Raw genomic sequence first — 13,153 nt, 5'->3', positions numbered from 1 at the left:
CCTTAGGATAATTTACGCGAGCCTTCCCGTCACGCTTCCGCGTGCCCGGTCACCCGTGCGCGTGTCTGGGGATCTTCGGCAGGAAGATCGTCAGCAGGCCGAGCAGCGGCAGGTAGGAGCAGATCTTGTAGATGAACTCGATGCCGTGGCTATCGGCGAAATCGCCGAGGAAGGCGGCTCCAAGACCACCGGCGCCGAAGGCGAAGCCGAAGAACACCCCGGCGATCAGGCCGACGCGGCCGGGCACCAGCTCCTGCGCGAAGACGACGATCGCCGAGAAGGCCGAAGCGAAGATCAGGCCGATGACGACGCTGAGAACACAGGTCCAGAAGAGGTTGGCATAGGGCAGCAGCAGCGCGAAGGGAATGACGCCGAGGATCGAGAACCAGATGACGAAGCGGGCGCCCAGGCGGTCACCGATCGGGCCGCCGAGGAAAGTGCCGACGGCAACCGAGCCCAGGAACAGGAACAGCATCAGCTGCGCCTGCTGCACGCCGAGCTGGAAGCGATCGATCACGTAGAAGGTGAAGTAGCTCGAGATGCTGGCCATGTAGACGTTCTTCGTCGCGGTCAAAAGCACGAGGATCAGGAGCGCGATCACCACCTTGTTCTGCGGCAGCGGCAAGGTGCGGCTGACGGCCGGCTTGCCGGCATTCTGGCGGCGGTGGCTCATGTACCAGTTGCCGACCCAGCCGAGCACGATCATGCCGATCAGCGCGATGCCGGAGAGCCAGGAAACGCTGTGCTGGCCGAGCGGGAAGACGATGAAGGCGGCAATCAGCGGGCCGATTGCCTGGCCGGCATTGCCGCCCACCTGGAAGAAGGACTGCGCAAAGCCGTGACGGCCACCGGAGGCAAGCCGCGCAACGCGGGAGGATTCCGGGTGGAAGACGGCCGAGCCGAAGCCGATCAGGCTGGCAGCGACCAAGAGCAGCTCGAAGCTGCCGGCATTGCCGAGCAGGATCAGGCCGCAGAAGGTGCTGGCCATGCCGACGGGCAGCGAATAGGGCATCGGCCAACGGTCGGTGAAGATGCCGACGAAGGGCTGCAGCAGCGAGGCGGTGACCTGGAAGGTCATCGTCAGCAGGCCGATCTGCACGAAATCGAGGTTATAATTGGCCTTGAAGAGCGGATATAGCGACGCAAGAAGCGACTGCATGATATCGTTCAGCATGTGGCAGAAGCTGACTGCCATCAGGATCGACATTGTCGTCTTCTGGAAACGCGGCGCGGTTTCGCTCACTACGGCCATGAATATATCCTCCTGCAACAGGATTCCTTGCCTGCTGCGGTCATGTGATGAAGAAATGGAAGCGTTCGGGACCGGGTGAAATCCTCCCGGTGGCGTTCGCTAGCACAGCATCTATCGCAACTTCTGCGTCCGGCACAGCCCGCTTTGGCCAAGAGCGGTACGCCAATGTCTAAAATTTGCGCGCCTGCGCCATTTTTGCTGCGCCTCCGAAGACTGGCGTTGAACGCGGGATTTCGGGCGGTGGTTGTACGCGGGCCTTGGGCTCCCTAAAGTAAGGCGGTTCGAACCAAGCTTCCAAGGACCCGCATGCAGGACAAGGCCTCTTCACCCGCGCTCGAGATATCAGCGATCCGCCGCAGCTTCGGCGCCCAGGCAGCACTTGCCGGCCTTTCGCTGACCGTCGCCCGTGGCGAGATCGTCACCCTGGTCGGCCATTCCGGCTGCGGCAAGTCCACGCTGCTCAGAGTGATCGCAGGCATCGAGCGGCCGGATGGCGGGGCAGTGGTGCTGGAGGGCGAGATGGTGTCCGGGCCGGACCGCTTCGTCGAGCCGGAAGAACGCAAGATCGGTTTCGTCTTCCAGGACTATGCCCTCTTTCCGCATCTGACGGCGATGCAGAACATTCTCTTCGGTCTGCGCAGGCGGCCAAAGGCCGAAGCGGCAGCGATGGCGGCGGAAGTCATCAGCATTGCCGGGATCGGCCATCTGACGGACCGCTACCCGCATATGCTCTCTGGCGGCGAGCAGCAGCGCGTGGCACTTGCCCGGGCGCTGGCGCCGCGGCCGCGCATCCTGCTGATGGACGAGCCATTCTCCAACCTCGACCAGGGGCTGCGCGAGCAGGTCCGCACCGAGACGATCGCACTTCTGAGAACACTCGGCACCACCGCCATCATCGTCACCCATGATCCGCAGGAGGCGCTGTCGGCGGGCGACCGGGTGGTGCTGATGCGGGCGGGTGAGATCGTTCAGGTGGGAACCGGCTACGATCTCCACGACCGGCCGAACTGCGCCTATGCCGCCGAATTCTTTTCGCTGGCGAACAAGATTCCCGGCATCAGCAGGAACGGCCGCATGGAAACGGCAATCGGCAGCTTCGCGCATGGGCTCGACCTGCGCGACGAGGAAAGCGGCACCGTCTATGTGCGCTTCCAGGATATCACGGTCTCGGTCGATGAAGGTGACCTGCCGGCCCGCATCATCAGGCGCTCCTTCCAGGGGGAAATCGAGGAACTGACGCTCGATGTCGAGGGTCTCCAGGCTCCGATCCGGACCCGCACCATGCGGCGCCTGCCGGACGATGCGCAGAGCGTGCGAATCTCGATCGCTCCCGAACGGGTGCTCGCCTTCGCCTGAACGGGTGAGAACGCCATCACGAAGCCGTGATGGCGGCGACTTAAACTTGACTATCTCCGTCAAGAACTGCAGCTACGGGGCGCAGTCATTTACGGGGGTAGTATGATGCAAACCAAAATGTCCGCGGCTTTCGCCGCTGTTTCTCTGTGCGCTCTGCCGGCAACTCTTTCCGCAGCCGAGCTCAATCTCTACACGACACGTGAGCCGGCGCTGATCGCGCCGCTTCTGGAGGCCTACACGGCGAAGACCGGTACCAAGGTCAACACCGTGTTTCTCAAGGACGGTCTTGCCGAACGTGTGGCAAGCGAAGGTGCTGCCTCTCCGGCAGATATCCTGATGGCCGTCGATGCCGGCAATCTGGTGGATCTCGCCGAAAAGGGCGTCACCCAGCCGATCGAGTCCGCAACGCTCAACGCCGCCATTCCAGAACAGCTTCGCGATGCGAAGGGCTACTGGTTCGGCCTGTCGATGCGCGCCCGCGTGCTCTATGCCGCCAAGGATGTCGATCTGACGGCCTTCAACTACGAGGATCTCGCCGATCCCAAGTGGAAGGGCAAGATCTGCATCCGCTCTGGCCAGCATCCGTACAACACGGCGCTGTTTGCGGATTATATCGCCCATTACGGCGAAGCCGAAACCGAAAAGTGGCTTTCCGGCGTCAAGGACAACCTCGCCCGCAAGGCGGCCGGTGGTGACCGCGACGGCGCAAAGGACATCCTCGGCGGCGTCTGCGACATCGCGATTGCCAACTCTTACTATGTCGGTCTGATGCGCTCCGGAAAGGGCGGCGAAGACCAGGTCAAGTGGGGCGACGCAATCAAGGTGGTCCTTCCGACCTTCAAGAACGGCGGCACGCAGGTCAACATCTCCGGTGCGGCCGTTGCCAAGCACGCGCCGAACAAGGAAGAGGCCGTGAAGCTTCTGGAATATCTCGTCTCCGACGAAGCCCAGAAGATCTATGCCGAAGCCAATTACGAGTATCCGGTCAAGTCCGGTGCCTCTGTTGATCCGATCATCGCCTCCTTCGGCGAACTGAAGATCGACAGCAAGCCGCTGGCCGAGATCGTCGGCTACCGCAAGGAGGCGAGCGCGCTCGTCGACAAGGTCGGTTTCGACAACTAAGGCGATCGGGGCGCCTGCTCTGCGGGCGCCCCTTTCCGTTCGGATGATTGCATGTCCCTGACATCAGTGGCAGATCGCTCCGCAAGGCGGCCGGTCAGCGCCTGGCTTTCCGGAGCCGGGCTTGTTGCGTTTCTCGTCATCCTGCCCTTCGGCGGCCTCGCCTTCGAAGCCTTCAAAGGCTCGCCGTCGCTGTGGAGCCATCTGTCTTCGACGATCCTGCCGGTGGCCCTTGCCGATACAGTCATCCTGCTGGCCGGTGTCGGCCTGCTGACGGCGGCAATCGGCACGCTGACGGCCTGGCTGGTGACCGCCTATGATTTTCCCGGCCGTCGCATTCTCGAATGGGCGCTGCTGCTGCCGCTGGCGGTGCCGACATACATCATCGCCTATGCCTATCTCGATATCCTGCACCCGATCGGATCCGTGCAGGGCGCGATCCGCTGGCTGCTCGGCTATGAAAGCCCACGCCAGTTCCGCCTGCCCGATATCCGCTCGATGACCGGCTGCATCCTGCTGCTCGGCATGGTGCTTTATCCCTATGTCTATATTCCTGTCCGGGCGATGTTCCTGACGCAGTCGGCCAATCTCATCGAAGCGGGACGGATGCTCGGCATTAGCAGGCGCGGCGTCTTCTGGCATATCGCCCTGCCGCTTGCCCGCCCGGCCGTTGCCGTCGGCGTCAGCCTGGCATTGATGGAAACGCTGAACGACGTCGGCGCCGCCGAATTCCTGGGCGTCCGCACGCTCACTGTCTCGATCTACACGACCTGGATCACCCGCACCGACCTGCCCGGCGCGGCGCAGCTCGCGCTGGCACTGCTTTTCATCGTCGTTGCCCTGATCGGCATCGAGCGCTGGGCCCGGCGCAATCAGCGCTACGCAACCGACAGTCGCCGCAGCCGCGGCCTGCAGCCGCAAAAGGTCTCTCTGTCCAAGGGTCTCTTTCTCACTGCTCTCGGCTTCCTGCCTGTTATCTTCGGCTTCGCGGCGCCGGCTGTCTATCTGGCCTACGAGGCCTGGAAGCGCTTCCGCTTCGCCGGGGTTTCCGCCAATTTCCTCAGCGAAGCCGGATATACAGTGCTCTTCGCCTCGGTCGCAACCGCCGCGGTCATCCTTCTCGGCCTTCTGCTTGCCTATGCCGGCCGTCTATGGCCGGGTGCAGGCTCATCCTTGCTGATGCGGATTGCGGCAACCGGCTATGCCGCACCGGGAACAGTCGTGGCGATCGGCGTGCTGATCGTCCTCGGCAGCGCGGACAGGATGATCTTTCATGCCGGTACGCAATGGTTGGGCGTCGCCACCGGATTGTTCTTCATGGGATCGGGAGCGGCGCTCGTCTATGCGCTGACGGTTCGCTTCCTGGCGATTTCGGCGGGCGGCATCGATGCCGGATTGGCGCGGATTCCTGTCACGCTCGACCACGCATCGCGCACCCTTGGCCAGACACCATCAGGCACATTCCGCCTCGTGCACCTGCCGCTGTCGAAGACGGCGATTGCCGCGGCTGCGCTGCTGGTCTTCGTGGATTGCGTCAAGGAACTGCCGGCGACCCTGCTGCTGCGCCCGCTGAATGTCGAGACGTTCGCCACGCATCTCTATGGCGAGGCAGCGAGGGGAACATACGAGGAAGCGTCGATCGCCGCTCTCGCAATCGTCCTCGTCAGCCTCCTGCCCGTCATCCTGCTCTCGCGAGTCGGCACCACAAGGCGCTGAAAGGCACCCGCGCGGTTCGCGCGGGCGCTTTGTCCTAGGGTTCGCGCTCGAACAGCGCGTCGGTTTCCTGCCACAGGGCATCAGGGATCGGCAGCTTCGCCCAGTCGAGATTCTGCGCAATGCGCTCCGGCCGGCTCATGCCGAGAACCGCGGCAGAGACCTGTGAATTGCGGAAGGCGAACTGGATCGCCGCCGCCTGCAGGGGGACGCCGTGACGCTCGCAGATCGCCTCGATCCGCTTGGCCCGGGCGACGACCTCTTCCGGCGGAGCGCCGTAATCGAAGGTCGTGCCTGAATTGCTAGGACCCGTGGCGAGAATGCCCGAATTGAACACCCCGGCGACGACAATCTCGACGCCCCGATGCGCCGCTTCCGGCAGCAGATCGGCTTCGGCCGCCCGGTCGAGCAGGGTATAGCGCCCGGCCATCATGACGGCATCGAGCGCGCAGGCCTTGATGAACCGCGTTGCGACATCGCTCTCGTTGACCCCGACACCGATCGCCTTGATGTGACCGGCCTTTCTGAGATCGTCGAGCGCCCGGTAGCAGCCCTCGACGGCCTCGTTGAAACGCCGCTCGTAGGCATCCCCGTGGGTGAAGCGATCGACATCGTGGATATAGACCAGATCGAAATCCGCGATGCCGAGACGGTTTGCCGATTGCTCGAGCGAACGCATCGTTCCGGCATAGCTGTAGTCGAAGACCGGCTTGAGCCGCAGTGGCGACGCCCACAGGCCGTAATCCACCTTCTCACCATAGGGCGGCGCCATATAGCGGCCGGCCTTGGTCGAGACGGTGACGGTCTTGCGGTCGATGGTTCGCAGGAAGGTGCCAAGGCGCAGCTCGCTGAGACCATGGCCATAGAGCGGCGCGGTGTCGAAATAGCGCATTCCGCCGTTATAGGCAGCAGCCAGAACATCGGCCGCCTGCGCCTCGGTCACATCTCGGTAGAGCGTTCCGATGCCGCTTGCGCCGAAGCCGAGGCGAGAGGCAAAGCCGATCTTGCTCGAAGTCATAACCACCGTCATGCTCTGGCCTCCCCAAAGCCCGGAAGCCGGTAGACATCGATCGCGTTCAGTCCGAAGATCCGCTCCCGCTCGGCGCTCGACAGATCCTTGAGGCATTCCTGCAGCGCCTCGACGACACGGTCGTAGCTTGCCGCTACCAGGCAAACCGGCCAGTCGGTGCCGAACATGCAGCGATCGGTGCCGAAGACATCGAGCACTTCATGGACGTAGGGCTTCAGGTCCTCAGGCGTCCAGCTCTGCCAGTTGGCTTCCGTCACCATGCCGGAGAGCTTGCACCAGACGTGGTCACGTTGCCCTTTGAACTGGCGGATCAGCACCGCCCATTCATCGAAACCGCGATTGCGGATTTCTGGCTTCGAGATGTGGTCGAGCACGAAGCGCATTTCAGGGAAGGCTTCCGCTGTCGCGATGCAGGACGGCAGTTGCGGCAGGTTCGGCACGAGGTCATAGACAAGCCCGGCAGCCTCGACAGCTTTCAGGCCCTTCTTGACCTCATCGCGCAGCAGCCAGTTCGGGTCACTTTCCGTCTGGATCAGATGGCGGACGCCGACCAGCCACTTACCCTGAGGCGACGATTGCAGTTCGGCAAGCGTCTGGACGAGTTTCGGATCGGTCAAATCCACCCAGCCAACGACACCGGCGACGAAATCCGTCGCCTCCGCCGTCCTGATGAAATCCCAGGTCTCGCCGAGATCGTTCCAGGTCTGCACCAGAACGGTTCCGTTGACGCCATTCTTCTGCAGAGCCGGGCGCAGATCGTCCGGCTCGAAGACGCGGTTGATCGGCTCGAAGGGGCCGCTCAGCCAGCCATAATCGCCACCGCTTTTGGGATCCCAGAAGTGATGATGGGAATCGATGATCGGGCTTGTCATGGTTGACGCTCCCTACCAGCGCTGATGAACATATTGCTTGATGTAGGTGTCGTAGATCGACCTGATTTCCTGCATCGCGCTGTCGGAAATCGCCGGCAGGCTGGCTGCCTCGGCATTGGAGCTCGCCTGCGCCGGATTGCGAGCGCCCGGAATGGCGACCGTGACGGCGTCGAACATCAGGATCCAGCGGAGCGCAAACTTCGCCATCGTCGTATCGCCGGAGACCAGCGGACGGACCTTCTCGACGGCTTCGAGACCGACTTCATAGGGTACGCCGGAGAAGGTCTCGCCGACATCGAAGGCTTCGCCGTTGCGGTTGAAGAGCCGGTGATCGTTGCTCTCGAACTTGGTGTCCTTCTTGAACTTGCCCGACAGCAGCCCGCTTGCCAGCGGCACGCGGGCGATGATCGCCACCTTCTTCTCTTCGGCCTGCTTGAAGAAATGCTCGATCGGGCGCTGGCGGAAGGCGTTGAAAATGATCTGGACGCTGACGACGCCGGAATATTCGATCGCCTTCAGCGCCTCCTCGACACGCTCGACGCTGACGCCGTAACTGCGGATCTTGCCCTGCTCCACCAACCGGTCCAGACGTCCGAAAACTTCGGGGTGATAGTAGAGATCCGTCGGCGGGCAATGCAGCTGAACGAGATCGAGGCAATCGGTCTCGAGGTTCTTGAGGCTGCGATCGATCCAGCCGTTCAGGTTTTCGGCGCTGTAGCCTTCGACGGACTGCTCGGGCAGGCGGCGTCCGGCCTTGGTGGCGATGAACGGGCGTTCGCCGCCGCGTTCCTTCATCACCTTGGCGATCAGGCGTTCCGAATGGCCGTCGCCATAGACATCGGCCGTATCGATGAAAGTGACGCCGGTGTCGAGGGCGGCGTGAAGGGCGGCGAGCGCCTCCGTATCGTTGACGTCTCCCCATGCGGCGCCAATCGCCCACGCGCCAAATCCGATGTCGCTGACCTTGCGGCCTGTCCGGCCGAACTCCTTCGTTCGCATCTCTCACTCCCTGATTTGCGGTGACCGGCGGGCCGGTACCGTCTGGTTAGACTTGCTTGACATTCTCCGTCAACCCAATTATCAGAAAACAGGGTTGTACGACAACCCGGTAAGTACGCAAAATCTGCATCGGGAGGATGAGACCGTGCGATCACTTGTTTTGGGAGGCATTTCTCTAGCGCTTAGCCTCGGCGCGTCACTGCAAATGGCATCGGCTGAAGACACGATCAAGATCGGTGTCGTGGCCGCAGAATCCGGCGCTTTCGTCTCGGCCGGTCACACCCTGCCGGCAGGCGTTGGCCTGGCGGTCAAGGAAATCAACGACGCGGGAGGCGTCAAGGTTGGTGACAAGACCTACAAGGTCGAGATGGTGAAGCGCGACGACCGCACCGACATCTCCACCGCCATTGCCGCGACCCAGGAACTGGTTCGCGACGAAAAGGTTTCGGCGATCTTCGGTTCGGAAACCCACGACTTTACCCTGGCGATGACCAAGATCACCCAGCCTGCCAAGGTGATCCAGTTTGCCGGCAACAGCACGCTGGCAAAAATCCTGAACCCGCAGTCCGTCGCCCCCGGCGCCGAAGACCACTACCTCTTCCAGTCCGAGCCGCAGGAATTCCAGCGCTCCGGCTCGACGGCCCGCGGCGTTCTCAGCCTGCTGACCCCGCTCGTCGGCCACCCGCTGAAGAAATCAGTCGTCATCGTCGGCAACGACGCAACCGGCCAGTTCCTGACCTCCTACTACGTCAAGGCACTGAAGGCCGAAGGACAGGAAGTCCCCGAAGTCATCTCCTATCCGCCTGACACCACCGACTTCTCGCCGTTCCTGACGCGCGCCAAGAGCCTGAATCCTGATGTCGTGCACTTCTGGTACAACGGCGACTCGACGCTGACGGCCCTGCCGCAGGCGCTCGAACTCGGCGTTGCGCCCAGCTACTTCCTGTTCGGCGTCGACCCGGGCATCTGGAAGGAACGCGGCCTGACCGCCGACGTGCCGGTCGCCATGAGCTGCGTGCCGATCTGCTGGGGTGAATCTTCCAACGCCAATGCGAAGACCTATTTCAAGGCCTACTTCGCAGCCGGCGCGCCGAAGGGCGTCACCTCCTCGGTCTCGCTGCTCTACTACGACTATGTCCACATGCTCGCCGAGGCCTGGACAAAGGCCGGTTCACTCGATCCGGACAAGACCGTCGCAGCCCTGGAATCGCTCCATCACAAGGGCGTGGTTTCCGACGATCTCTCCTTCAACAAGAGCCATCAGGTGACACACGCGACCGAAGTCTGCGCTGCAGCGCCAGGCGGCGACATCTCCTGCGCGATGCAGCAGCCACCCGCCGAAGCCCCCGCGGAATAAACTGCCGATGCGCCTCCCGCCGGCCCTCTGCGCCGGCGGGACTTTCGTTATTGAAAGCGGACGCGCCTGACGCGCAGTCCCCGTAACAGCGGAACAGAGCTGTGGACATTCTCATTCAGCAAATCCTCAACGGCCTGTCGATCGCGAGCGTCATCACGCTGATCGCGGTCGGGGTCACCTTGATCTTCGGCCTGACCGGCATCATCAATTTCGCGCATGGCGAATTCCTGATGGTCGGCAGCATCGTCACCTGGCTTGCCGTGCAGGCTGGCCTCGGCTTCTTCGTCGCCCTCGTGCTCGCCGTCCTTGCCGTCGGCGTCATGGGCTTCGTGCTCGAACGCGGGCTGTTCCGCTTCACGCTGACGCGACCGACCAATGGCTTCATCGTCTCGCTCGGGCTGATCGTCGTGCTGCAGCACATCGTCATCTTCTTCTACGACCCGAACCAGAAGAGCATTCCTCGGCCATTGACCGGCGTCTGGGAGATCGGTGGCGTGCGCATCGCCTCGGTCCGCGTCATGGTCATTCTGGTCACCATCGCCGTCGTGGCGCTGACCTTCGCCATGGTCACCCGCAGCCGCTATGGACGCGCGCTTCGCGCCGCGGTCGATGACCGCGATACGGCTGCACTGATGGGCATCCCGGTCCGCCGTTATATCACCGGTGTCTTCGTGCTCGGCAGCGCCCTTGCCGGTCTCGGCGGCGCGTTGCTCATCGCCCTCTTCCCGATCACGCCGTTCACCGGCGGCACCATGGTGATGAAGGGTTTTGCCGTGGCGCTGATCGGCGGCCTCGGAAACCTGACCGGTGCTGTCGTCGCCGGCCTGATTCTCGGCATCGTCGAAGGTTTCAGCGCCGGCTACGGCTTCTCCGCCTGGACCGACGCCTATTCCTTCGCCCTGATGATCCTGGTTCTGCTCTTCCGCCCGAACGGCCTGTTCGGCGGCACGAGCGGCCCGAAAATGGCCTGACGCGCGAAAGGCACATGCTATGAACAATTCACTTTCGTCGCTCCGCTCACTGATACCGGCTCTGGTCGTGCTGGCGATCCTTGCCTTCGTCCCGGCGCTTGGCGCCAGCAACCGTATGCTGTCGCTGGCGATCTCGGCCGGCATCAACATCGTCGCGCTCTATGGCCTCTCGGTGCTGTTCGGCCAGACCGGTATCCTCTCCATGGGCCATGCGGCCCTTGTCGGCGTCGGCGCCTATGCGGCGGCGCTGCTTGCCCGCGATACCGGCATCAGCTTCTGGGTGGCACTGCCGCTTGGCGGCATCGCCGCTGCCGCCTTCGCGGCCATCATCGGCGTTCCCTCGCTGCGCGTCTCCGGCCACCACTTCGTCATCATGACCTTCGCCTTCGGCCAGCTGCTGACCATCGTTCTCACCAATGGCGGTGATTTCACCGGTGCCGCGACCGGGCTCGACCTGCAATTGCCGGTCAGCTTCTTCGGCATGCGTCTCGATGATCTCGTCCCCTACTACTTCGTCGTGCTGGCCTTCGTGGCACTCAGTGCCGTCGCCAGCTGGGGGATCATCAACTCGCCCTATGGCCGGACGCTGCGGGCCATCCGCGAAAACGAGAAACTGGCCGCATCGCTCGGCATCAATGTCGGCCGCCACAAGATCGGCGCCTTCATCGTCAGCGGCGTCTTTGCCGGTGTCTCCGGCGTGCTGCTCGCCTATTTCCTTCGACACATTTCGCCCAGCCAGTTCGCCTCCTTCCCGAGCATCTATCTGGCGCTGATGGTGATGATCGGCGGCGCGCGCCTGCTGCTCGGCCCGATCGCCGGCGGTATTCTCGTCTCCTTCCTGCCTGAGGTGCTGAACCTCGATCCGGTCGAATCCCGCATCCTCTACGGCGTCTGTCTGATCGCCGTCATCCTGCTGCTGCCGAACGGCCTGATTGCCGGCCTCGTCGACGGCTGGAACAGGCTCGTTCGAGGCCCGGCGCAAAAGCAGGCGTCGCGCCAGGCGGCAACTGCCAAGCATGCTTCGGAGGCAGGCCGATGAACGCCATTCTTGAGATCAGCGGATTGAAGAAGCAGTTCGGCGGCGTCACTGCATTGTCAGGTGTCGATCTGTCGATCGAAGAGGGCGAGATCCTCGGCATCGTCGGTCCGAACGGCTCCGGCAAGACGACGCTCTTCAACGTCATCACCGGCGTCTACCGGCCGACCGAGGGGCATGTCCGCTGGCGCGGGCGGGACATCACCAGCCTTGCCGCCCATGAAGTGTCGGGCGCCGGTATCGGCTACACCTTCCAGCAGGCCATGGCCTTTCCAGGCCTCACCGTCTGGGAAAACGCCCAGATCGCCTGCGAGCACGCACGCAACACCAGCCGACCCTACCCCTGGACGACGCCTGCTGCCCTGCTCGATTTCGTCGGACTGACTGCACTCGCGAATGAGCGCGCCGGCGTGTTGCCCTTCGGCAATCTGCGTCTCCTCGGCATCGCGCTGGCGCTCGCCACGCGGCCCTCGCTGATCCTACTCGATGAGCCGGCGGCAGGCCTCAACGACAAGGAAACCGCAACGCTGGTCGGTCTGGTCAAGCAGTTCCCGGCCCACGGCATCAGCGTCTGCGTGATCGATCACGACATGAAGCTGATGCAGATGCTCTGCAAGCGGCTTGTCGTTCTCGATTTCGGATCGAAGATCGCCGACGGGCCGACACAGGACGTTCTCTCCAATCCGAAGGTGCTCGAAGTCTATCTCGGAGGTGCGCTGTGAACCTGCTCGATGTTTCCAACGTGACAACGGGATATGGCGCAACGGTCGTCAACCGCGATGTCTCGGTGACGCTTGGCGAGAACGAGGTGATCACCATTCTCGGCCCGAACGGCGCTGGCAAATCGACTTTGCTGCGCACCATCGTCGGCCTCGTCAAACCGCGCGCGGGGACCATCAGCTTCGCCGGCGAGAACGTGACGGGCCGCACACCGGATATCATTGCAAAGCGTGGCGTCGTTCTTGTGCCGGAGGGGCGCCGGATCTTCGGCGACATGACCGTCGAGGAAAACCTGCGTCTCGGCGCCTATGCGCGGCGTGATACCGACGCTGTCGAAGCCGACGTCAAGACGATGGAGCGCTTCTTCCCGATCCTTGCCACCAAGCGACAGCAAAAGGGTGGCTCGCTGAGCGGCGGCCAGCAGCAGATGCTGGCGATCGCCCGCGGCCTGATGGCGAGACCCCGCGTGCTGCTGCTCGACGAGCCGTCGCTCGGGCTTTCCCCGCTGCTCGTCAAGGAGATCCAGACGATCATTCTCGACATCGGCAAGACCTTCAACGCCTCCGTTCTGCTGGTCGAGCAGAATGCCGGCCTGGCGCTTTCCGTCGCCACGCGCGGTTATCTGATGCAGAACGGCCGCATCGCGACATCAGGGCCGATCGCAGAACTCAAGGACATGTCGCTGATGCGCGAGCTCTATCTCGGCGGCGTGGCGGAGCAGGTGTGAC

Annotated in this window: 12 protein-coding genes; 8 read left to right on the top strand and 4 right to left on the bottom strand. The window is 63.0% G+C overall.

Annotation, left to right across the window (positions count from 1 at the left end; genetic code table 11):
- Positions 1–49: 49 nt before the first annotated feature.
- Entirely contained in the window at positions 50–1,252 is a 1,203-nt protein-coding gene (locus tag AC1DNK_RS13315) for an MFS transporter (RefSeq protein WP_112597259.1), read from the bottom strand.
- Between the two features lie 306 nt (positions 1,253–1,558).
- On the opposite strand from AC1DNK_RS13315, the gene AC1DNK_RS13310 reads away from it, so the two are divergent.
- The 3 genes from AC1DNK_RS13310 to AC1DNK_RS13300 all read left to right on the top strand — a co-directional run bounded on the left by AC1DNK_RS13310 (position 1,559) and on the right by AC1DNK_RS13300 (position 5,443).
- The gene (locus AC1DNK_RS13310; protein WP_112388724.1) at positions 1,559–2,608 is read left to right on the top strand and encodes an ABC transporter ATP-binding protein; all 1,050 of its coding nucleotides are present in this window, start codon (positions 1,559–1,561) and stop codon (positions 2,606–2,608) included.
- A gap of 117 nt (positions 2,609–2,725) precedes the next feature.
- Positions 2,726–3,730, top strand: coding sequence for an extracellular solute-binding protein (locus AC1DNK_RS13305; protein WP_477941537.1), 1,005 nt, complete (start codon positions 2,726–2,728; stop codon positions 3,728–3,730).
- 51 nt (positions 3,731–3,781) lie between these two features.
- Positions 3,782–5,443 carry an ABC transporter permease gene (locus tag AC1DNK_RS13300; protein ID WP_477941536.1) on the top strand — a complete coding sequence of 554 codons (1,662 nt, stop codon included), beginning with the start codon at positions 3,782–3,784 and terminating at the stop codon, positions 5,441–5,443.
- Between the two features lie 34 nt (positions 5,444–5,477).
- Here the strand turns inward: AC1DNK_RS13300 and AC1DNK_RS13295 are convergent, their stop codons facing one another.
- The 3 genes from AC1DNK_RS13295 to AC1DNK_RS13285 are packed head-to-tail and all read right to left on the bottom strand — an operon-like array spanning position 5,478 to position 8,341.
- Positions 5,478–6,470: an aldo/keto reductase gene (locus tag AC1DNK_RS13295; protein WP_477941535.1), complete on the bottom strand. Its 993-nt coding sequence runs from the start codon at positions 6,468–6,470 to the stop codon at positions 5,478–5,480.
- Entirely contained in the window at positions 6,467–7,342 is an 876-nt protein-coding gene (locus tag AC1DNK_RS13290; RefSeq protein WP_477941533.1) for an amidohydrolase family protein, read from the bottom strand. The genes AC1DNK_RS13295 and AC1DNK_RS13290 overlap by 4 nt, the downstream gene beginning before the upstream one ends.
- A 12-nt stretch (positions 7,343–7,354) precedes the next feature.
- Complete coding sequence (locus AC1DNK_RS13285; RefSeq protein WP_477941531.1) at positions 7,355–8,341, bottom strand: aldo/keto reductase; 987 nt, start codon at positions 8,339–8,341, stop codon at positions 7,355–7,357.
- Between the two features lie 205 nt (positions 8,342–8,546).
- Here AC1DNK_RS13285 and AC1DNK_RS13280 point away from each other — a divergent pair, with 205 nt between their 5' ends.
- The 5 genes from AC1DNK_RS13280 (at position 8,547) to AC1DNK_RS13260 (ending at position 13,152) form a co-directional block, all read left to right on the top strand.
- Positions 8,547–9,698: an ABC transporter substrate-binding protein gene (locus tag AC1DNK_RS13280; protein WP_310290735.1), complete on the top strand. Its 1,152-nt coding sequence runs from the start codon at positions 8,547–8,549 to the stop codon at positions 9,696–9,698.
- Positions 9,699–9,799: 101 nt separating this feature from the next.
- Positions 9,800–10,669: a branched-chain amino acid ABC transporter permease gene (locus AC1DNK_RS13275; protein WP_477941529.1), complete on the top strand. Its 870-nt coding sequence runs from the start codon at positions 9,800–9,802 to the stop codon at positions 10,667–10,669.
- Between the two features lie 19 nt (positions 10,670–10,688).
- Positions 10,689–11,708, top strand: a complete 1,020-nt coding sequence (locus tag AC1DNK_RS13270) for a branched-chain amino acid ABC transporter permease (protein ID WP_477941527.1) — start codon at positions 10,689–10,691, stop codon at positions 11,706–11,708.
- Complete coding sequence (locus AC1DNK_RS13265; protein ID WP_477941525.1) at positions 11,705–12,427, top strand: ABC transporter ATP-binding protein; 723 nt, start codon at positions 11,705–11,707, stop codon at positions 12,425–12,427. Before AC1DNK_RS13270 ends, AC1DNK_RS13265 begins: the two co-directional genes overlap by 4 nt.
- Positions 12,424–13,152, top strand: coding sequence for an ABC transporter ATP-binding protein (locus AC1DNK_RS13260; protein WP_477941523.1), 729 nt, complete (start codon positions 12,424–12,426; stop codon positions 13,150–13,152). The genes AC1DNK_RS13265 and AC1DNK_RS13260 overlap by 4 nt, the downstream gene beginning before the upstream one ends.
- Position 13,153: the final 1 nt, after the last annotated feature.

It is taken from the genome of Rhizobium sp. 01N424, assembly GCF_056399485.1.
The sequence above is the reverse complement of the archived record's forward strand: the minus strand, read 5'-3'. Positions and strand labels throughout refer to the sequence as shown.